Source organism: Streptomyces lavendofoliae, from assembly GCF_014649735.1.
Lineage (GTDB): Bacteria > Actinomycetota > Actinomycetes > Streptomycetales > Streptomycetaceae > Streptomyces > Streptomyces lavendofoliae.
On the sequence record NZ_BMTP01000001.1, the window covers coordinates 130,261 to 151,792 of the forward strand.

14 protein-coding genes are annotated in these 21,532 nt (G+C 73.4%); 8 read left to right on the forward strand and 6 right to left on the reverse strand.

The features are described from left to right. Positions 1–314: 314 nt before the first annotated feature. Positions 315–899 (reverse strand): helix-turn-helix domain-containing protein, encoded by a 585-nt coding sequence (locus tag IE109_RS00680; RefSeq protein WP_189548414.1) that lies wholly within the window; start codon positions 897–899, stop codon positions 315–317. Between the two features lie 99 nt (positions 900–998). Here IE109_RS00680 and IE109_RS00685 point away from each other — a divergent pair, with 99 nt between their 5' ends. After that, a complete protein-coding gene (locus IE109_RS00685; RefSeq protein ID WP_229890407.1) occupies positions 999–2,411 on the forward strand; it encodes an MFS transporter in 1,413 nt (470 codons plus the stop codon). A gap of 608 nt (positions 2,412–3,019) precedes the next feature. Here IE109_RS00685 and IE109_RS00690 read toward each other — a convergent pair. Together IE109_RS00690 and IE109_RS00695 are read right to left on the reverse strand one after the other, a co-directional pair. Next, positions 3,020–3,451: a VOC family protein gene (locus IE109_RS00690; RefSeq protein ID WP_189548415.1), complete on the reverse strand. Its 432-nt coding sequence runs from the start codon at positions 3,449–3,451 to the stop codon at positions 3,020–3,022. Between the two features lie 68 nt (positions 3,452–3,519). Next, complete coding sequence (locus tag IE109_RS00695; RefSeq protein WP_189548416.1) at positions 3,520–5,526, reverse strand: PIG-L family deacetylase; 2,007 nt, start codon at positions 5,524–5,526, stop codon at positions 3,520–3,522. A 318-nt stretch (positions 5,527–5,844) separates the two neighbouring features. On the opposite strand from IE109_RS00695, the gene IE109_RS00700 reads away from it, so the two are divergent. Continuing rightward, on the forward strand, positions 5,845–8,829 hold the full coding sequence (locus IE109_RS00700; RefSeq protein WP_189548417.1) for a bifunctional [glutamine synthetase] adenylyltransferase/[glutamine synthetase]-adenylyl-L-tyrosine phosphorylase: 2,985 nt from the start codon (positions 5,845–5,847) through the stop codon (positions 8,827–8,829). 100 nt (positions 8,830–8,929) lie between these two features. On the opposite strand, the gene IE109_RS00705 is transcribed toward IE109_RS00700, so the two are convergent. The 3 genes from IE109_RS00705 to IE109_RS00715 are packed head-to-tail and all read right to left on the reverse strand — an operon-like array spanning position 8,930 to position 12,782. Then, positions 8,930–9,838 carry a phosphatase PAP2 family protein gene (locus IE109_RS00705; protein ID WP_189548418.1) on the reverse strand — a complete coding sequence of 303 codons (909 nt, stop codon included), beginning with the start codon at positions 9,836–9,838 and terminating at the stop codon, positions 8,930–8,932. Between the two features lie 36 nt (positions 9,839–9,874). After that, on the reverse strand, positions 9,875–10,945 hold the full coding sequence (locus IE109_RS00710) for a LacI family DNA-binding transcriptional regulator (RefSeq protein ID WP_189548419.1): 1,071 nt from the start codon (positions 10,943–10,945) through the stop codon (positions 9,875–9,877). Positions 10,946–10,970: 25 nt separating this feature from the next. Then, on the reverse strand, positions 10,971–12,782 hold the full coding sequence (locus IE109_RS00715; protein ID WP_229890409.1) for a glycoside hydrolase family 13 protein: 1,812 nt from the start codon (positions 12,780–12,782) through the stop codon (positions 10,971–10,973). 349 nt (positions 12,783–13,131) lie between these two features. On the opposite strand from IE109_RS00715, the gene IE109_RS00720 reads away from it, so the two are divergent. From IE109_RS00720 to IE109_RS00745, 6 genes are all read left to right on the forward strand, one after another. Continuing rightward, entirely contained in the window at positions 13,132–14,406 is a 1,275-nt protein-coding gene (locus IE109_RS00720) for an extracellular solute-binding protein (RefSeq protein WP_189548421.1), read from the forward strand. 24 nt (positions 14,407–14,430) lie between these two features. Further along, positions 14,431–15,456 (forward strand): carbohydrate ABC transporter permease, encoded by a 1,026-nt coding sequence (locus IE109_RS00725; protein WP_189548422.1) that lies wholly within the window; start codon positions 14,431–14,433, stop codon positions 15,454–15,456. Further along, positions 15,453–16,322 (forward strand): sugar ABC transporter permease, encoded by an 870-nt coding sequence (locus tag IE109_RS00730; protein ID WP_229890411.1) that lies wholly within the window; start codon positions 15,453–15,455, stop codon positions 16,320–16,322. Before IE109_RS00725 ends, IE109_RS00730 begins: the two co-directional genes overlap by 4 nt. A gap of 176 nt (positions 16,323–16,498) precedes the next feature. Further along, on the forward strand, positions 16,499–18,151 hold the full coding sequence (locus IE109_RS00735; protein WP_189548423.1) for a glycoside hydrolase family 13 protein: 1,653 nt from the start codon (positions 16,499–16,501) through the stop codon (positions 18,149–18,151). Further along, a complete protein-coding gene (locus IE109_RS00740; RefSeq protein WP_373297595.1) occupies positions 18,139–19,248 on the forward strand; it encodes a LacI family DNA-binding transcriptional regulator in 1,110 nt (369 codons plus the stop codon). The genes IE109_RS00735 and IE109_RS00740 overlap by 13 nt, the downstream gene beginning before the upstream one ends. Positions 19,249–19,728: 480 nt before the next feature. Beyond that, a complete protein-coding gene (locus IE109_RS00745) occupies positions 19,729–21,432 on the forward strand; it encodes a carbohydrate-binding module family 20 domain-containing protein (protein WP_189548424.1) in 1,704 nt (567 codons plus the stop codon). The last annotated feature ends 100 nt before the right edge of the window (positions 21,433–21,532 follow it).

Genomic DNA, 21,532 nt, shown 5'->3' on the forward strand with positions numbered 1-21,532 from the left:
GGCGCCGCCGCCCGTCGGCAGCGGAGGGCGGGTGGCCCGGCGGGGCGTGGGCGCCCTCCGCGTGCCCGCCCCCGGGGGGCCCGACGCGGTGCGCCTGCCCGCGTCGGATGACGTCCCGGGCCCGCGCGTCGGGCGGGGTCCCGGGCTCGCGTCGGGCGGGGTCCCGGGCTCGCGTCGGGCGGGGTCCCGGGCTCGCGTCGGGCGAGTGCCGGGCCCGCGCGTCGGGCGAGGTGCCGGGCTCGCGTCGGGCGAGTGCCGGGCCCGCGCGTCGGGCGGGGTCCCGGGCTCGCGTCGGGCGGGGTCCCGAACCCGCGTCAGGCGTGGTCCCGGGCGGACGGTTTCGCGCGGACGACGGCCTGGTCGCCGCGGGGGCCGAACAGGTGCAGGATCTCCACGGCGGTGCCGTTCGCCGGGCCGAACCAGTGGGGCTCCCTCGTGTCGAACTCGGCGGCCTCGCCGGGGCGCAGGGTGCACTCCGTGGCGCCGAGGATGAGCCGCAGCTCGCCGGCGAGGACGTAGAGCCACTCGTACCCCTCGTGTCTCACCAGCTTCGGCTCGCGCGGGGAGAGCACCTGCTTGAAGACCTGCACCCGGCCCGGGTACTGCGTCAGGGGAACCAGTACGTTGCCGTGGCCCTTGCTCAGCGGCTTCAGGTGCACCCGGGGATCGCCGGTGGCCGGCGCGGCCACCAGCTGGTCGAGGGCGACGCGGTGCGCACGGGCGAGCGGGATCAGCAGTTCCAGGGTGGGGCGCCGCTTGCCGGACTCCAGGCGGGACAGGGTGCTCACCGAGATACCGGTCTCCGCCGCGACGGCCTCCAGGGTGAGACCCCGGTCCCGGCGCAGGGTCCGCAGCCGGGGGCCGATGGCGTCGAGCGTCCGTCGCAGTTCCGCGTCCATGGCCCCAGTTTTGCAGTTGTCGCAAAACTCCTGCGTGCCGGCCCCTCTCCGGCCGGAGCATGGCCGGACCGGACGCATTGTGGACCCGAGAGGCATACCGTGACGGCGACGACCCCGACCCCGCAGCTCCAGGCCGTGCTGAGCGCGCGGAGGCGCTGGACGGTGCTCGCCGTCTGCTGCCTGAGCATGTTCCTGGTGGGCCTGGACACCACCATCGTCAATGTGGGCCTGCCGGAGATCGGGCGGGGCCTGGGCATCGGGACTCTCGGGCTCGCCTGGACCGTGGACGCGTACACCCTGGTCCTGGCCGGGCTGCTGATCACCTCGGGCGCGCTGGCTGACAGGTTCGGCCGCCGGCGGGTGTTCCGCACCGGGCTGGTCGTCTTCGGCGCGGCGTCGCTGGTCTGCGCCCTCGCCCCGTCGGCGGGCGTGCTCGTCGCGGCCCGCGCGGCCCAGGGCGTCGGCGCCTCGATGCTCAGCCCGGTGGCGCTCGCCATCGTGGTGAACGCGATGCCCGACCCCCGGGAGCGGGCCAGGGCCATCGGCATCTGGGCGTCGGTCTTCGGCCTCAGCATGGCCGTCGGACCGGTCACGGGCGGCGCCCTCGTCGCCGCCCTCGGCTGGCGGTCGCTGTTCTGGGTCAACGTGCCGGTCGTCCTCGCCGCCCTGCTGCTCACCGCCCTGTTCGTACCGGAGTCCCGCGCCCCGCGGGCCCAGCGCCTCGACCTGCCGGGGCAGGCCCTGCTCACCGTGGTCATCGGGGTGTCGGTCGGCGTCCTCATCGAGGGCCCCCGCATCGGCTGGACCTCCGCGCCGGCGCTGGGTGCCTACGCGGTCACCGTCGCGGCGGCGGTCGCCTTCGTACGGGTCGAGTCCCGCCGCCCGGAGCCGCTGATGGACCCCGGGCTCTACCGCAGTGCCGCCTTCACCGGTGCCGTCCTGGGCGCGGTGGCGGTCTTCGTCGCGCTCAACGTGACGCTGCTGCTCACCACCTTCTACCTCCAGCACGCCCGGGGGTGGACGCCGCCGGCGGCCGGACTGGCCACCCTGCCCATGGCCCTCGGGGCGACCGTGTGCGCGCCGCTGTCCGGCCGGCTGGTCGGCCGTGGCGGGCCGTGGCTGCCCCTCGTCCTGGCCGGCGGCTTCCTCACGGCCGGCGGGCTCTGCCTCGTGGGGCTCGACCAGGACACCGGCGTTCCCCTCCTCCTGCTCGCCTACGCGCTGATCGGCACCGGGTTCGGCTTCGCCAACGCCCCGATCACCAACACCGCGGTGAGCGGGCTGCCCCCCGCCCGCGCCGGTGTGGCCGGGGCGATCACCTCCACCGCGCGCCAGTTCGGCGCCGCGCTCGGCATCGCGATCGCGGGCGGGCTGGTCGCGGGCGCCGGCCCGGAGGGGCTGGCCCGGGCGTCCCGGCCCGGCTGGTTCCTGGTCGCCGGCTGCGGACTGGTCCTGCTGGTGGTGGCCCACGCCTCGCGCCGCGAAAAGCGGGTGCGGCCGCGGTTGCCGTAAGCGCCGACCTCCGCGCGCATGACCGCTCCCCGTGACAGGCCCCCCTCCGGGGCCGACGAGCGCACCCAGCTCGCCGGGTGGTTCGACCTCCAGCGCTCGATCGTCCGCCGGAAGTGCGAGGGGCTGACCGCGGAGGACGCGCACCGGGCCGTCCTGGCGCGGTCGCCCGACGCGGGCGAGCCCGCGGTGAACGCTGATCCACCCGGTCGGGGCGACGCGCACACCGGCACCTGGACGCGACGCGGGTGCCGCTCGACGGGCGGAAGCGCTGAGCGGGCCGGCCCCGGGCGCGGCGGGCCCCCGGGCAGCACCCGGCGCCCCGGGGGGCTTACCGCGACGGGAGTGCCCGGCGGGCCAGGGGCCTACCGCGACCGGGAGTGCCCGGCGGCCCGGCGCTCCCATCAGCCGGCGGCGCCCGGCGAGAGCGCCGGCGCTCTCGCCGGGACCAGGGCGTGTCTTTCGGATCTCGCCGGGCTCGCGTGCCCCGGCACGCGCGTCCGCGGCGTTGTCGTCGGCCGCCGATGCTCCGCGGTGGCTTCCCTCCGCCGCCTCGCATCCGCACGCACCGGACCCCGCTCCCTGATCCGGCCTGATCCAAAAAACAAGCCCTAGCGCTCCGACAGCTCGGAGGGCGCCTCCTGGACCGTCCAGCCGTTGCCGTCCGGGTCCTTGAAGAACAGGAACGAGTTCCAGGTCTCGCCCTTGCCCTCCGTCCAGCCGGCCGGGCCCACGTGCTGCACCGGACTCACCTCCACGCCCTCGGACACCAGCCGCTCGCGGGCCGCCTCGATGTCGGTCACGCACAGCTGGAGGCCGTGCAGCGAGCCCGGCGTCATCACCCGCTCGCCCGGGGCCGGGGGCATACCGCTCTGCAGGGCGATCGAACAGCGGGAGCCCGGCGGGGTCAGCTGGACGATGCGGATCCCGGGGGCGACCTCGGTGTCCAGGTCGACCGTGAAGCCGCACTTGCCGGCGTAGAAGTCCTTCGCCCGGTCCAGGTCGGTGACCGGGACGAGGACGACTTCGAGCGTCCAGTTCATGGGTTCTCCTCCATCGTGTCCATCGGTGGGTACGACCATCAAACCCGCCCTTCCGGCGCGACGGGGGCTCATCGCTCCCACGGCGACCAGTTCAGCCGGCCGTCCAGGCCCAGCGTCGCGAAGCCCGCCGGAACGGCCGCCGGGGCCCCGGCGAACAGCCCCCGCCCGGTCACCCACGGCCCCCCGGCCGAAGACGCGGCCACCGCGCCGGAACCCGCGCGCGCGGCCAGCCGGCCGCCCGACGCGGCCACCGCGCCGTGGCCCGCCACGCCGCCCGGCGCGGCGTCCGTCACCGCCGAGGCGCGGCCGGTCCCGGCGAAGCGGGCCGAGCGGACGTCGCCCGAGGCCGGCTTGCGGAACCACAGCCGGACGCCGCCGGCACCGTCCGGCGCGGCGCTCAGCGCCACCGTGGTCGCCGGCAGCCCGGTCGGCACCGGACCGGTCACCGGCCCGCCCGCGGCGGGCCGCGTCCAGGCCAGCACCGTCCTCGGCGTGCCCGCGAACACGTACCCGCGGCCCGCCGCGTCCGTCACCGCCACCGGGTCGCCCCGCAGGTCCCGCCCGCCGGCCGGCCGCCACGGCCCCCAGCCGCCGTCCGCCCGCTGGGCGCTCACGCTCATGGTGTGGCCGCCGTCGCGCACGTACACCGTCATCAGGCCCATCCGGTCCACCAGCACCGCCGGCAGCCCGATGTCGGACGTCGCGTCCTCGTCGTCCCGCTCCGGCGTCCCCAGCGAACGCCACGCGCCGAACTGCCCGCCCGGCGCCGACTGCACCGACGTGACCACCTCGCGGCGGTACTCGCCGTCCAGGTCCGTGCGCGTGCCGAACACCGCCACCCGGCCGTCCGGCAGCCGCACCGAGGTCACCCCCGGGTCCAGACCGGCACCCGGCCGCAGCACGGGCCCCGTCCACGCGGCGGCGCCGTCCTTGTGCCACACGGCCAGCCGGCCGTCCAGCACGGAGAACGCGTACAGCTCGCCCTTCCCAGCACCCCGCTGCACCCAGGAGGCCGAACCGCCCCGGGCGTAGCGCACCGACTGCGCCCAGCCGTGCCCGGCGGGGCGGGCGGCCACCTTGCGGTCGCCGCAGCCGGCCGGGTCCCCGCAGTAGTCGGTGTGGTCCCACCACGCGTACGTCTTCAGCGTCCTGAGCTTCGCCTCGGTGGCGCGCGGGTCCAGCACGTGCGGCAGGCCGCCGGTGGAATAGCCGAGGTAGTTCTGCACGGCGAACGCCGGGCGCCCGGGCCTCTGCGCGTACCGGGCGAGCGCCGCCTGCGCGAACCGGGCCCCGTACATGTGGTCCTGGTGGTCGGAGAGCTTGCCCGTCCTGTCGTTCAGGCCCGGCGTCGGGTCCATCATCCGCACGAAGGTCGGCGTGAAGCGCTCCAGGACACCGGTGAGCGTCTTCACGGTCTCGTCTTTGGTGTACGCGAAGCCGTCGCGGACCGGGGAGCCCGCGGCGAGCTGCGACTCCAGGCGCTCCACCCGGCCGTCCCACAGGCCGTGCAGGCTGTGCGGCCGGTCCCCGGTGATGCTGCCCGCCTCGCGCAGCTGGAGCCAGACCAGGCTGATCCTGGGGTGGGCCCGCAGTGTGTCCAGCTCGGCCCGGCCGCCGCCGGCCGTGGCGATCGAGGTGCGGTCCCAGGGGCTGGTGCGGTTGCCGGTGGCCATCTCCGCGTATGCCGCGCGGATGCCGTTCTGCCGGGCCTCCGCGTACGCCGCCTTGTCGGCGCGCGGCTCGGGGTCCTGGCGGCGGGCGTTGCGGCCGTCGGACTCGCCGGCGGTGAGGTAGACGGAGGTGAGGCTGTGGCCCGAGGCGATGGACTGGGCGGTGTCCGGGTTCATGAAGAACAGGTCGTCGTCCGGGTGGGCCATGACCTGCACGACCGCCTCCCCGTCCGTGCGGACCGGCTTGACCGCGTGCGCCTCGGGTATGCCCCGGCTCGGTACGTCGGAGGCGTCCGACGACCCGGTGGTGACCGCCAGCGTCCCGCCCGTGATGCCGACCAGCACGGCGATCGGCGCGGCCAGGAGCAGGCCACGGCGGAAGGGGGACAGGGCGGAGCGGGGCATGGGCGGCGGCTTTCGTCACGCGGGCAAGGGGGCGAACCGGCAAGGAAGAGGGACGTCGCCGCCCTCCGGTTCACGGCCCGCGGTGTGCGCTGCCTCACGCCCGCCGCCGCCCTCCGCGGCCCCGCCCGGCTCGCCCCCGGCGAGCGTTCCGCATCCGCCTCCAGCCCCCGCCCGGCGGCGAGCGCCGCCACCGCGGTGGACCGGCCCCGGGGCGCACGTTCCGCGCGGCGGGCGGTGCCGCCGGGGGCCCACCGTGCGGCAGGGGTGCGGGCCGATAGGCTCGGGGGACGGGGGTCGACCACGTGGAGGGAGCGGCGGATGTCGGTGCCGGGGCGCAGGAGCAGTACCTTCACCCGGCTGCTGCGGCACGGCTTCACCGATCCGTCGGCCGCCGAACGGCTCCTCGACCTGCCCGTGCTGTCCGCCGTGCGCGGCGACCCGGTCCTCCTGGACGCGCTCGGCGCCACCGCCGACCCCGACACCGCCCTGCGCGGCCTCGTCCGGCTGGCCGAGGCGCAGGACGACGACGGCCGGCAGCTGCTCGGCACCGTCCTGAGCGCCAAGCCGCTGCGCGACCGGCTCCTCGGCGTGCTCGGCGCCTCCGAGGCGCTGGGCGACCACCTGGCCCGGCACCCGCGCGACTGGGAGGCGCTCGTCACGTACGAGTCGGCCGACCTGCACCCGGGCGTCGCGGACTTCGAGCGGGGCCTGGCCGGGGCGACCGATCCGGTGTCCCTGCGGGTCGCCTACCGCCGGTGCCTGCTGGCCATAGCGGCGCGGGACGTGTGTGCCACCACCGATGTCGCCGAGACCGCCGCCGAGCTGGCCGACCTCGCCACCGCCACCCTCCGCAGGGCCCTCGCCCTGGCGAGCGCGGACGCCCCGGAGGACGCGGCGCTGTGCCGCCTCGCGGTGATCGCGATGGGCAAGTGCGGCGGCAACGAACTGAACTACGTGTCGGACGTGGACGTCATCTTCGTCGGCGAGCCCGCCGACGGCGCCGACGAGGGCAAGGCGCTCCAGGCCGCGACCCGGCTGGCCTCGCACCTGATGCGCATCTGCTCCGAGCCGACGGTGGAGGGCACGATCTGGCCGGTCGACGCCAACCTGCGGCCCGAGGGCAGGAACGGCCCCCTCGTGCGCACCCTGTCGAGTCACCTCGCCTACTACCAGCGCTGGGCCAAGACATGGGAGTTCCAGGCCCTCCTCAAGGCCCGTCCCGTCGCCGGGGACGAGCGGCTGGGCGCCGCCTACGTCGAGGCCGTCTCGCCGCTGGTGTGGCAGGCCGCGGAGCGGGAGAACTTCGTCGCCGACGTACAGAAGATGCGCCGCCGCGTGGTGGACAACATCCCCGTCGCACACGTCGACCGTGAGCTGAAGCTCGGCCCCGGCGGGCTCAGGGACGTCGAGTTCGCCGTGCAGCTGCTCCAGCTGGTGCACGGGCGCAGCGACGCGACCCTGCACAGCGGCACCACCCTCGACGCGCTCAAGGCGCTGGCGGCGGGCGGCTACGTGGGGCGGGCCGACGCCGCGCAGCTCGACGAGGCGTACCGCTTCCTGCGGGCCATGGAGCACCGCATCCAGCTGTTCCGGCTGCGGCGCACGCATCTGGTCCCGGAGGCCGAGGAGGACCTGCGCCGGCTGGGCCGGTCCATGGGGCTGCGCACCGACCCGGTCGCCGGGCTGAACCGGGAGTGGCGGCGGCACGCCGCGGTGGTGCGGCGGCTGCACGAGAAGCTGTTCTACCGGCCGCTGCTGGACGCCGTGGCGCAGCTCACGCCGGGGGAGACCCGGCTGAGCGCCAAGGCCGCCGGGCAGCGGCTGGAGGCGCTCGGCTACGCCGACCCGGCCGCCGCGCTGCGGCACCTGGAGGCCCTGTCGTCGGGCGTCACCCGGAAGGCGGCGATCCAGCGGACGCTGCTGCCGGTGCTGCTCGGCTGGTTCGCCGACTCGGCGGACCCGGACGCGGGCCTGCTGGGCTTCCGCAAGGTGTCGGACGCGCTGGGGAAGACGCCCTGGTACCTGCGGCTGCTGCGGGACGAGGGCGCGGCGGCGGAGAACCTCGCCAGGGTGCTGTCCGCCGGGCGTCTCGCCCCGGACCTGCTGCTGCGCGCCCCGGAGGCGGTCGCCATCCTCGGTGCCCCGGAGGGACTGCGACCGCGCGGGCGCGACCACCTGGAGCCGGAGATCCTCGCGGCGGTCGGCCGCGCGGACGACGCCGAACTGGCGGTCGCCGTCGCCCGTGGCGTACGGCGCCGGGAGCTGTTCCGCACCGCGGCCGCCGACATCATCGGCTCGTACGGCACCGAGGACAGCCCCGCCGAGGCCGACCCCGGCGCCCTGGTGGACCGGGTCGGCCAGGCGGTCACCGACCTGAACGCGGCGACCATCGCGGGCGCCCTGCGGGCCGCCGTGCGCGAGCGGTGGGGCGACACCCTGCCCACCCGGTTCGCCGTGATCGGCATGGGCCGCTTCGGCGGCCACGAGCTGGGGTACGGCTCCGACGCCGACGTGCTGTTCGTGCACGAGCCGCGCGAGGGCGTCGACGAGCAGGAGGCCACGCGGGCCGCCAACGCGGTGGTCGCCGAGATGCGCAGGCTGCTCCAGCTGCCCACCGCCGACCCGCCGCTGCTCATCGACGCGGACCTGCGCCCCGAGGGCAAGAGCGGGCCGCTGGTGCGCACCCTCAAGTCGTACGCGGCCTACTACCGCCGCTGGTCGCTCGGCTGGGAGAGCCAGGCGCTGCTGCGCGCCGAGCCGATGGCCGGCGACCCGGACCTCGGCCGCCGGTTCATCGAACTGGCCGACCCGCTGCGCTACCCCGAGCAGGGCCTCGACGAGGCCGCCGTGCGCGAGATCCGGCGCCTGAAGGCCCGGATGGAAACCGAACGCCTCCCGCGCGGCGCCGACCCCGCCCTGCACACCAAGCTGGGGCGCGGCGGCCTGTCGGACGTCGAGTGGACCGTCCAGCTCCTCCAGATGCGCCACGGCCACGAGGTGCCGGGCCTGCGCACCACCCGCACCCGCCAGGCACTGACCGCCGCTCGCGACGCGGGCCTGATCGCCGAGCAGGACGCCCGGACGCTCGACGAGGCTTGGGTGCTGGCGACCCGGGTCCGCAACGGCGTCATGCTGGTGCGCGGCCGGGCCGGGGACACCTTCCCGTCCGACACCCGCGAGCTGGCGGCGGTCGGACGGTACCTGGGTTACGGCCCCGGTCACGTCGGTGAGATGGTCGAGGACTACCGGCGCACGACCCGGCGGGCGCGCGCGGTGGTGGAGGAGCTGTTCTACGGCGGCTGAGGCGGCGGCGCACCCGGCGGGCGGGCACCCGGCAGTCCCTGCCCGGCGGGCGGGCGGGCGGACGCGGAGGGCGGGGCGGGGCCCCGCAGCCCGGCGGCCGTCAGCGGCGGGTGGCCGCCGCCGGAGCGGGGCCGGCCTCCACGACGAGCGGCGGGTCGGCCCGCGGTGTCACATGGCGGGTCAGCCGGTGCGGCAGGCTGCCGTACCAGGCGTACGCCACGGTGTAGCCGAAGGCCAGGCAGATCATGCCGCCCACCGCGTCCAGCCAGAAGTGGTTGGCGGTGGCGACGATGACCACGAGGGTGGCGGTCGGGTACAGCAGCCCGAGGATCCTCGCCCAGGGCGCCTTGGCCAGGGCGAAGATGGTCAGGCCGCACCACAGCGACCACCCGATGTGCATGGACGGCATCGCGGCGTACTGGTTGGACATGTGCTTCAGGTCGCCGGACGCCATGGAACCCCACGTGTGGTGCACCAGCACGGTGTCGATGAACTTCTCGGAGGTCATCAGGCGCGGCGGTGCCAGCGGGTACAGGTAGTAGCCGAGCAGGGCGACGCCGGTGGTGGAGAACAGCACCGTGCGCGTGGCGGCGTACCGCCCCGGATGCCACCGGTACAGCCACACCAGGACACCGATGGTGACGATGAAGTGCAGCGTGGCGTAGTAGTAGTTCATGCCCACGACCAGCCACGTCACCGAGTCGACGGCGTGGTTGACGGTCTTCTCGACCGCGATGCCGAGGGTCTGCTCGGCCCGCCAGATCCAGTCGGCGTTGCGCAGCGCCTCGGCCTTCTGTTCCGGCACGGCGTTGCGGATCAGCGAGTACGTCCAGTAGCTCACCGCGATGAGCAGGATCTCGAACCAGATGCGGGGGCGGCGCGGAGCGCGCACCCGCTGCCACACGGTCCGGCTTTCCGCCACGCGGGCCGGACCCTGTTCGATGGGTGATTCCACCGGTGGTGCCGGGGCCTCGCGGCCTTCCAGTGTCCTCACAGTCGTGTCACCCATGGGCCAAGAGTCTGCCAGATAGGTCTTCTCGGTCGATCATCCGTCAGTCTGGTCCTCATCGCCATCGCTACGCCTTTCGGAGGACCGCTGACCCTGAGGGCCCGAGGCGGTGGAGCCCCGGACGACCAGCTCGGGCATGAAGACGAACTCGCTGTGCGGGGCGGGGGTGCCGCCCACCTCTTCGAGCAGGGCCCGCACCGCAGCCTGCCCCATGGCCTGGACGGGCTGGCGGATGGTGGTCAGCGGCGGGTCGGTGAAGGCTATGAGGGGGGAGTCGTCGAAACCGACGACGGAGACGTCGCGCGGGACGTGCAGGCCCTTCTGGCGGGCGGCCCGGATGGCGCCCAGGGCCATCATGTCGCTGGCGCAGACGACGGCGGTGCAGCCCCGCTCGATCAGCGCCGTCGCGGCGGCCTGACCGCCCTCCAGGGTGTACAGCGAGTGCTGGACGAGTTCCTCGCACTGCTCGGGGTCCAGGCCCAGCCGGGCCTGCATGCCGAGCCGGAAGCCCTCGATCTTGCGCAGGACGGGCACGAACCGCTTGGGGCCGACCGCGAGGCCGATCCGGGTGTGCCCGAGGGCGGCGAGGTGGGTCACGGCGAGCTGCATCGCGGCCCGGTCGTCGGGGGACACGAACGGCGCCTGCACCTTGGGGGAGAACCCGTTGATCAGGACGTACGGGACGCCCTGGCCGCGCAGCTGGTCGTAGCGCGTCATGTCGGCGGTGGTGTCGGCGTGCAGTCCGGACACGAAGATGATGCCGGAGACGCCGCGCTCGACGAGCATCTCGGTCAGCTCGTCCTCGGTGGAGCCGCCGGGGGTCTGGGTGGCGAGGACGGGGGTGTAGCCCTGGCGGGTCAGCGCCTGGCCGATGACCTGGGCGAGCGCCGGGAAGATGGGGTTGTCCAGCTCGGGGGTTATGAGCCCGACCAGTCCGGCGCTGCGCTGGCGCAGGCGGACGGGGCGTTCGTAGCCCAGGACGTCGAGGGCGGCCAGCACGGACTGGCGGGTGGCCGCCGCCACACCCGGTTTGCCGTTGAGCACGCGGCTGACTGTGGCTTCGCTGACCCCCGCCTGGGCTGCGATGTCGGCTAGCCGCGCGGTCATGGGATGCGACTGTACCGGCCCCACGTCAGCTTGCCCACCAGACGCAGGACTCGGGGGCGAGCAGGACGGTCGGCGTGCCGTCGCCGGGGTCCGCCCCGAGCGCCGACTCCCGTGCGGGCGGCGGCACTTTGACCCCCGCGAGGGCGCCCCCGCCGGCCCCGTCGGCGCCCTCGCCGGTACCGGCGTCGGGGCCGGCGGGCGGCGGGACGGTCACCACCCCGCCGGCGGGCGCCGTCGGGGCCGGCGCGCTCGCCAGGAGCACCCGGCCGCCCGGGGCGCGCAGGGCCACCGGCCGGTCGGTGAGGTTGACCGTGCACACCAGGTCGCCCTGCCACGGGCCGGTGCCCGCGCCGCTCGCGCGCCGGCGGAAGGCGAGCACCCCGTCCGGCGCGGGCAGCCACTCCACCGCGTCGCCCGCGCCGAGCGCCGGGTGCTCACGGCGCATCGCCAGCGCGCTCCGGTACAGCTCCAGCGTCGAGTCCGGGTCGCCGGTCTGCGCCTCCACCGACAGCCCGCCCCACTCCGGGGGCTGCGGGAGCCAGCTGCCTCCGGGGCCGAAGCCGTACGAGGGGCCCTCCGCCGTCCACGGGATCGGCACCCGGCACCCGTCGCGCAGCCCGTCCTGGCCGTCGCCCCGCAGGAAGGCCGGGTCCTGGCGCACCTCGTCGGGCAGCTCCGTGACCTCGGGCAGCCCCAGCTCCTCGCCCTGGTAGACGTACGCCGAGCCGGGCAGCGCAAGCATCAGCAGCGCCGCCGCCCGGGCCCGGCGCAGCCCGGTGTCGCCCTCGCCGTACCGGGTGGTGTGGCGGACCACGTCGTGGTTGGACAGCACCCAGGTGGTCGGCGCGCCCACCGACGCGGTGGCCCGCAGCGAGTCGTCGATGACCCGCCGCAGCGACGCCGCGTCCCAGGGGCAGTTCAGGAACTGGAAGTTGAACGCCTGGTGCAGCTCGTCGGGGCGGACGTACAGCGCCAGCCGCTCCGCCGACGGCGCCCACGCCTCGGCGACGGCGATGCGCTCGCCCGCATAGGTGTCCAGGAGCCGCCGCCAGGCGCGGTGGATCTCGTGGACGCCGTCCTGGTCGAAGAAGGGCAGCTGCTGGGTGCCGACCAGCCGCGCCTGCTCCCCGTGCCCGATGTCGGGCATCCCGGGCGCCTTGACCATGCCGTGCGCGACGTCGACGCGGAACCCGTCGACCCCGAGGTCCAGCCAGAACCGGAGCACCGACTCGAACTCGGCCCTTACCTCCTCGTTGTCCCAGTTCAGGTCCGGCTGCTCGGGGGCGAACAGGTGCAGGTACCAGTCGCCGTCCCGCGTGCGGGTCCAGGCGGGGCCGCCGAAGACGGACTCCCAGTCGTTGGGCGGCAGCGTCCCGTCCGGGCCCTTCCCGGGGCGGAAGTGGTAGCGCTCGCGCCCCGTGCCGGTGAGCGCCTCGCGGAACCAGGGGTGCTGGTCGGACGTGTGGTTCGGCACGATGTCGACGATCACCCGCAGCCCCAGCTCGTGGGCGGTGCGCACCAGGTCGTCCGCGTCCGCGAGGGTGCCGAAGAGCGGGTCGACGGCGCGGTAGTCGGCCACGTCGTAGCCGCCGTCGGCCTGGGGCGAGGCGTAGAAGGGGGTGAGCCACACCGCGTCGGCGCCCAGCCGGGCCAGGTGGGGAAGCCGCTCGCGGGCCCCCCGCAGGTCGCCGACGCCGTCGCCGTCGCTGTCGGCGAAGGACCGGACGTACACCTGGTAGATGACGGCGTCGCGCCACCACCCCGGACGGTCGCTGGAAGAGCTTGCACGGCGCAGATCCTCCGGCGCCTGGACGGGCGAGGTCAGCTCGTGGGCCATGTGCGGTGTCCCTCTCGGTGGGCCGGGATGGGGGCTACGTACATCTAACGAGGTGGCAGCGGCAATGAAACGCTCCTGCAAGGGATTACGAAAAGGCTTGCAGAGGTCACCGGGGCCGCGCAAGCCCGCCCCACCCCGCCTGTCAAGCGATCCGTCGGCAACTGTAGGGACACATGGATGTAACGATCAGCCCGCCTTGCAGAAATTTGCCGCAAGGTCTTTCGGCGCGTTTTCATCCCTGTTACGTTCCTGGCAACCCGGCGCGCCGCGAGGGAGCGGTTTGCAGGAGGCACGCGATCCAGACTTGTGATCCGCCTTCGTCTTCCCGGGATCAGTTGAAGGAGTTCACATGCGGCGTGGCATAGCGGCCACCGCGCTGGTCGCGGCCCTCGGTCTGACGACGGCGGCGTGCGGAGGCGGCGGCGACAACCAGGGCGGGACCGACAGCTCTGGCGAGCTGTCCGGCACCGTCACCTTCTGGGACACCTCGAACGAGGCCGAGAAGGCGACGTACCAGTCCCTGGCCGAGGGCTTCACCAAGCTGCACCCCAAGGTCAAGGTCAAGTACGTCAACGTGCCCTTCGGCGAGGCCAACGCCAAGTTCAAGAACGCGGCCGGCGGCAACTCGGGCGCCCCCGACGTGATGCGCACCGAGGTCGCCTGGGTCGCCGACTTCGCCAGCCTCGGATACCTCGCCCCGCTCGACGGCACCCGTGCCATCGAGAACCAGGGCGACTGGCTGCCGCAGGCCGCCGCGAGCACCAAGTTCGACGACAAGACCTACGCGGTCCCGCAGGTCATCGACACCATGGCCCTCTTCTACAACAAGAAGATGCTCAAGGACGCGGGTGCCGAGGTCCCCACGACCCTGGAGGCCCTGAAGGACGCGTCGGCCAAGGTCAGCAAGAAGTGGCCCGGCAAGAGCGGCCTCTACCTGCGCGGCGACGACCCGTACTGGTTCCTCTCCTTCCTGTACGGCGAGGGCGGCGACATGGTCGACGCCAAGGGCAAGAAGATCACCATCGACGACCCGTCGGGCGTCAGGGCGTACAAGACCATCAAGGACCTGGTCGACTCGAAGGCGGCGATCACCGACGCCTCCGACGGCTGGAACAACATGCAGAACGCGTTCAAGTCCGGCAAGGTCGCCATGATGCTCAACGGCCCGTGGGCCATCGCCGACTCGCGCTCCGGTGCCGAGTTCAAGGACCCGAAGAACCTGGGCATCGCGCCCGTCCCGGCCGGCAGCGCCGGACAGGGCTCCCCGCAGGGCGGCTGGAACCTCTCCGTCTACGCCGGTTCCAAAAACCTCGACGCGTCCTACGAGTTCGCGAAGTACATGAGCTCCGCCAAGGTCCAGCAGACGACCACCGAGAAGCTGAGCCTGCTGCCCACCCGCCTGTCGGTCTACACCAAGCCGAGCGTGTCGGGCAACGAGATGGTCCAGTTCTTCAAGCCGGCCGTCGACAAGGCCGTCGAGCGTCCGTGGATCCCGCAGGGCAACGCCCTCTTCGAGCCGATCCGCCTCCAGATGGCCAACGTCCTGGGCGGCAAGACCACTCCGGAGAAGGCCGCCCAGGAGACGGGCGACGCCTACCGCAAGATGCTCAAGGACTACAAGTAAGCAGTGGGAAGGGCTGACCGACCAATGGCTGTCGAGACCAGCCAGTCGGTGGCGAAGGCCGCGGGCGCCAGGAGCGCCCGCGGCCGCGGCCACCGCACTGACAACACCCCCGGGTCCCCGGGGCCGGGCCGCCTGCGCAGAGCGCTGAGCACCCACTGGTACGCCTGGAGCATGGTCGCCCCGGTGGTGGCCGTGATCGGCGTGATCATCGGCTACCCGTTGGTGCGCGGCGTCTACCTGTCGCTGACGGACGCCAACGAGGCCAACGTCGAGCGCACCATCGGCATCAACCACATCCCGGCGACGTACGAGTTCGTCGGCCTCGAGAACTACAAGGCCGTCCTCACCGACAACGTCTTCTGGGACCGACTCGGCTGGACCGTGGTCTGGACCGTCAGCTGTGTCGCCCTGTCCTTCACCCTCGGCCTGGTGCTGGCCACCATGCTCAACCGCAAGATCAAGGGCCGCACCTTCTACCGCATGGCCCTGATCCTGCCGTGGGCCGTCCCGGCCTTCGTCTCCGTCTTCACCTGGCGGCTGCTGTTCAACGAGCGCAGCGGCCTGTTCAACAAGCTCCTCGCCGGCGGCGGCATCGACGCGATCTCCTGGCTGAACGACCCCACCTGGGCCAAGGTCTCCGTCATCGCCGTCAACGTCTGGCTCGGCGTGCCCTTCATGCTCGTCGCCATGCTGGGCGGCCTCCAGTCCATCCCCGGCGAGCTGTACGAGGCCGCCGAGATGGACGGCGCGACCGCCTGGCAGCGGTTCCGCCACATCACGCTGCCCGGGCTGCGCCCGGTGTCCGGCACGGTGATCCTGCTCAGCTCCATCTGGACCTTCAACATGTTCCCGGTGATCTTCCTGCTCACCCGGGGCGGACCGGGCGACGCCACCGAGATCCTGGTGACGTACGCCTACAAGCTCTCGTTCGTCGTCAGCCCCCGCGACTTCGCGGGATCGGCGGCCTGGGGCGTGCTGATCCTGGCGCTCCTGTCGCTCTTCGCGGTGGCCTACCGCCGCGCGCTCCGCAAGCAGGGAGACATGTGGTGAGCACCAACACGCAGACCGCGCCGACGCGCAAGGTACGGGCCCGGGGCGAGCGTTCGCCGCTCGCCTCCGCGGGGCTGCACCTGACGCTGCTCGTCGCCACCCTCGTCGCGGTCTTCCCGCCGCTGTGGCTGGTCGTCACGTCGTTCAAGCCCAAGACCGACGCCTTCGACACCTCGGTGATCAAGAACTTCACCCTCGGCAACTACAGCCACGTCGTCTCCGACACCCAGTTCCTCGCCTGGCTCGGCAACTCTCTGGTCGTGGTGGGCATCACCACCGTCGTCGGCGTCTTCATCTCCGCCACCACCGGCTACGCCGTCAGCCGCTTCCGCTTCCCGGGCCTGCGGCCCCTGATGTGGCTGCTGCTGATCACCCAGATGTTCCCGGTCGCGGTCCTGATCGTGCCGCTGTACAACCTCCTCGCCTCGCTGGGCATGCTGAACCAGCCGGTCGGCCTGGTCATCACGTACCTCACCGTCGCCGTGCCGTTCTGCGCCTGGATGATGAAGGGGTACTTCGACGGCATCCCCGCCGAGATCGACGAGGCGGGCCGGGTCGACGGCCTCACCCCGTTCGGCACGTTCTGGCGGCTGATCATGCCGCTGGCCAAGCCCGGACTGGCCGTCACCGCCTTCTACACGTTCATCACCGGCTGGGGCGAGGTCGCCTACGCGTCCGCGTTCATGACGGGCGAGGAGAACCTCACCCTCGCCGGGGGTCTGCAGACCTTCGTCAACCAGTACACGGCCGACTGGGGTTCGCTGACCGCCGCGGCCGTACTGATCGCCGCGCCCGCCGCGGTCGTCTTCGGCCTCGTCCAGCGCCACCTGGTCTCCGGCCTGACGGCCGGTGCCACCAAGTCGTAGGGACGACGGCGGACGACGCGTGTCACGCCCACCCCGCGCCCCGGACACGTCCCGCGCGGGGGCGGGCCGCACGCCGTCCCGACGCCCCTCACGCATCCCGGTCCGCGGCGCCGGTCCGGCCCGACGCTCCCGTCGGGGGACAGGCGGCCGCTCCACTCCTCCACTCCAGGGAAGACATGACCCAGCACCTCGCTGCCCCCGCCGCCCCCGTCACCGGCACGCACACGGGCTGGTGGAGAGACGCGGTGATCTACCAGGTCTATCCGCGCAGCTTCGCCGACGGCAACGGCGACGGCATGGGCGACCTGGAAGGCATCCGCAGCCGGCTGCCGTACCTGAAGGACCTCGGCGTCGACGCCGTCTGGCTCAGCCCCTTCTACGCCTCCCCGCAGGCCGACGCCGGGTACGACGTCGCCGACTACCGCGCCATCGACCCCATGTTCGGCAACCTCCTCGACGCCGACGCGCTGATCCGCGAGGCCCACGAGCTGGGCCTGCGCATCATCGTCGACCTGGTGCCCAACCACTCGTCCGACCAGCACGAGTGGTTCCAGCGCGCGCTGCGCGAGGGCCCCGGGTCGCCGCTGCGCGAGCGCTACCACTTCCGCCCCGGCCGCGGCGCCGACGGCTCCGAGCCCCCGAACGACTGGGAGTCCATCTTCGGCGGCCCGGCGTGGACCCGGGTCGAGGACGGCGAGTGGTACCTGCACCTGTTCGCGCCCGAGCAGCCCGACTTCAACTGGGAGCACCCGGCCGTCCGCGACGAGTTCCGCTCCATCCTCCGCTTCTGGCTCGACATGGGCGTCGACGGCTTCCGCGTGGACGTCGCCCACGGCCTGGTCAAGGCGGCCGGACTGCCCGACATCGGCGCCCACGACCAGCTCAAGCTGCTCGGGAACGATGTCATGCCGTTCTTCGACCAGGACGGCGTCCACGAGATCTACCGCAGCTGGCGCCAGGTACTGGAGGAGTACGACGGGGAGCGCGTCCTGGTCGCCGAGGCGTGGACCCCCACCGTCGAGCGCACCGCCAAGTACGTACGCCCCGACGAGATGCACCAGGCGTTCAACTTCCAGTACCTCGGCACCTACTGGGACGCCGCCGAACTGCGCCGGGTCATCGACGCCTCGCTCGCCGCGATGCGCCCCGTCGGCGCCCCCACCACCTGGGTGCTGTCCAACCACGACGTGACCCGGCACGCCACCCGGTTCGCCAACCCGCCCGGCCTCGGCACCCAGCTGCGCACCGCCGGCGACCGCGAGCTCGGGCTGCGCCGCGCGCGGGCGGCCACGCTGCTGATGCTGGCGCTGCCCGGCTCCGCGTACGTCTACCAGGGCGAGGAGCTCGGCCTGCCGGACGTCACCGACCTGCCCGACGAGGTGCGCCAGGACCCGTCGTTCTTCCGGGCGACCGGCCAGGACGGCTTCCGCGACGGCTGCCGGGTGCCGATCCCCTGGACGGTGGAGGGCTCCTCGTACGGCTTCGGCAGCGGCGGCAGCTGGCTGCCCCAGCCGGCCGCCTGGGGGCCCTTGAGCGTCGAGGCCCAGGCCGGCGACCCGGGCTCCACGCTGGAGCTGTACCGCACCGCGCTGGCGGTGCGCCGCGAACAGCCCGGGCTCGGCGCCGGGGACGGCGTGGAGTGGCTGGACGCCCCCGAGGGCGTGCTCGCCTTCCGGCGCGGCTCCTTCGTGTGCCACGCCAACACCACGGGCGGCGCCGTGCGCATAGCGGTGCCCGGCCGGATGCTGCTGGCCAGCGCGCAGGTGCGCACCAGCGTGGACGGCACCGCGGAGCTGCCCGCCGACAGCACCGTCTGGTGGGCGGTGTGACGATCCTGTCGCCCCGTGGCGACGCACGGACCGAGCCGCGGGGCGACGGAGGAGGGGGCGCCCCGCGGCTCGCCGACATCGCCGCGCAGGCCCGCGTCAGCGAGGCCACGGTCAGCCGGGTCCTGAACGGCAAGGCGGGTGTCGCCGGGCCGACCAGGACCCGGGTGCTGGCAGCGCTCGACGTGCTCGGTTACGAGCGGCCGGTGCGGCTCAAGCGGCGCAGCGCCGGCCTGGTGGGGTTGGTCATCCCGGAGCTGACCAACCCCATCTTCCCGGCGTTCGCCCAGGTCATCGAGCAGGTGCTGGCCGGGCACGGCTACACGCCCGTGCTGTGCACCCAGATGCCGGGCGGCGCCACCGAGGACGAGCTGGTGGAGCAGTTGGAGGAGCGCGGCGTCACCGGCATCGTGTTCCTCTCCGGGCTGCACGCGGACACCAGCGCCGACCCGTCCCGGTACGTGCGGCTGGCGGGCCGGGGCGTGCCGTTCGTACTGATCAACGGCTTCAACGAGCACATCGACGCCCACTTCGTCTCGCCCGACGACCGGTCGGCCGCCCGCATGGCGGTGCGGCACCTCGTCGAGCTGGGGCACGAGCGGATCGGGCTGGCCATCGGACCGACCCGGTACGTGCCCTCCCGGCGCAAGGCCGAGGGGTTCACGGCCGCGCTGCGCGATCTGCTCGGGGTCGGCCCGGAGGAGGCCGAACTGCGCGTGCGGCAGACCCTGTTCGGTGTCGAGGGCGGCCACGCGGCGGCCGAGACGCTGCTGGACCAGGGCTGCACGGGAATCGTGTGCGCCAGCGACCTGATGGCGCTGGGCGCCGTACGGGCGGTGCGCGGGCGGGGTCTCGACGTACCGCGTGACGTGTCGGTGGTCGGCTTCGACGACTCGCCGCTGATCGCGTTCACGGACCCGCCGCTGACGACGGTGCGCCAGCCGGTGCAGGCGATGGCCACGGCGGCGGTGGACGCGTTGCTGGAGGAGATCGACGGCAACCCGGTGCTGGGGGCACCTCCCAGCGGTAGCTGGGGGAGCACGGAGTTCGTCTTCCAGCCGGAGTTGGTGGTACGCGGTTCCACCGCACAGCGCAGGTGAATCGGCCCGGGTGAACGGGCGCGGGTGAACGCCCGGGGTCGCGGGATCGCGGGGGTGAGGGGGCCCGGGGCCTGCCCGTGATCGGGCGCGGCGGGGTGTTCATCGGCCCCGGGCCTCCGGCTTGCGACGCCGTCCGGTCCCCGGTCGGGAACCGGTACGGCGTGCCCGGCCCGGCCGGCCGGGCGCGTGGGGCCCCGGGGTACGGGAACCCCCGGCCGACCGGACCGGAGTCCTGGTTGAACGTAACACCACTGCAAGTGCTTGCGAAAGGTCTTGCAAGTTTGGATCCGGCGGATTTCTCACATGTGAACCGCGTGTGTCCAAGGGGTTGACCGCGTCGCGGGGGGCTCGTACGGTCACGACCGAAAACCATTGATGCTTTCTTGCAGCAAGAAGCTTCAACAGGGCCTTGCGGGCACGGCGCGTTGCCGCACGAGGCTGCACCGTCGCAACCGCACCTCCCATTCCCCAGGAGGAAACATGGCCAGAAAGATCGTGGCCGCCGCACTCGCCATCGCGGCGGGAGCCGCTGTGGCCGTCACGGCGCCCCCCACGCCCGCCCGCGCGGCCGCGCCGGGCGACAAGGACGTCACCGCCGTGATGTTCGAGTGGACCTTCGCCTCGGTGGCCAAGGCGTGCACCGACACCCTCGGCCCGGCCGGCTACGGGTACGTCCAGGTCTCCCCGCCGCAGGAGCACATCCAGGGCGCCCAGTGGTGGACCTCGTACCAGCCCGTCAGCTACCGGATCGCCAGCCGCCTCGGAGACCGGGCCGCCTTCCAGTCCATGGTGAACACCTGCCACGGCGCGGGCGTCAAGGTCGTCGCCGACACCGTCATCAACCACATGGCGGCGGGCAACGGCACCGGCACCGGAGGCTCGGCGTACACCAAGTACGGCTACCCGGGCCTGTACTCCGCGCCCGACATGAACGACTGCACGGCGCAGATCACCAACTACCAGGACCGCGCCAACGTCCAGAACTGCGAGCTCGTCGGTCTCGCCGACCTGGACACCGGCGAGGAGTACGTCCGCACCAAGATCGCCGGTTATATGAACGACCTGCTGGCGCTGGGCGTCGACGGCTTCCGCATCGACGCCGCCAAGCACATGCCGGCGAACGACCTGGCAGCCATCAAGGCCAAGCTCACCCATCCCGGCGTGTACTGGAAGCAGGAGGCGATACACGGAGCCGGTGAGGCCGTCTCGCCCGCCGAGTACCTCGGCAACGGCGACGTCCAGGAGTTCCGGTACGCCCGCGACCTCAAGCGCGTCTTCCTCGGTGAGAACCTCGCCCACCTCAAGAACTTCGGCGAGGCGTGGGGCCACATGGAGTCCGGCAGGTCCGGCGTCTTCGTCGACAACCACGACACCGAGCGCGGCGGCGACACCCTGAACTACAAGAACGGCTCCGCCTACACGCTGGCCAACGTCTTCATGCTGGCCTGGCCGTACGGTTCCCCGGACGTCCACTCCGGCTACGAGTGGACCGACAAGGACGCCGGGCCGCCCAGCGGCGGGAACGTGAGCGCCTGCTACAGCGACGGCTGGAAGTGCCAGCACGCCTGGCGCGAGATCGCCTCCATGGTCGCTTTCCGGAACGTGGCCCGCGGTCAGGGTGTCACGAACTGGTGGGACAACGGCGGCGACCAGATCGCCTTCGGGCGCGGCACCAAGGCGTACGTGGCCCTCAACCACGAGACGTCCGCGCTCACCCGGACGTTCCAGACGTCGCTGCCCGCCGGTGACTACTGCGACGTACAGAACAACCGGCCCGTCACGGTCGACGGCTCCGGCCGGTTCACGGCGACGCTCGGTGCCGGTACGGCCGTGGCGCTGCACGCCGGGGCCCGCACCTGCGGCGCGGGGTCCACGACGCCGCCGCCCGCCGCCACCGGGGCGTCCTTCGCGGTCAACGCCACCACCGTCCCCGGCGAGAACATCCACGTCGTCGGGGACCAGGCCGCCCTCGGCAACTGGAACACCGCCGCCGCGCCGAAGCTGGACCCGGCGGCCTACCCGGTCTGGAAGCTCGCCGTGACGCTCCCCGCCGGGACGTCCTTCGCGTACAAGTACGTCCGCAAGGACGCTGCCGGGAACGTGACCTGGGAGTCCGGCGCGAACCGCACCGCCACCGTCCCCGCCTCCGGGACGGTCACCCTGAACGACACGTTCCGCTCCTGACGCCGGACGCGCCCTCCCGCGGCCCGGAACCCCGAGCCGCGGGAACCGCACCGGGGGAGCCGGGCCCCGGAGCCGCGAGCCCCGGCGCCCGGCCCGGGGC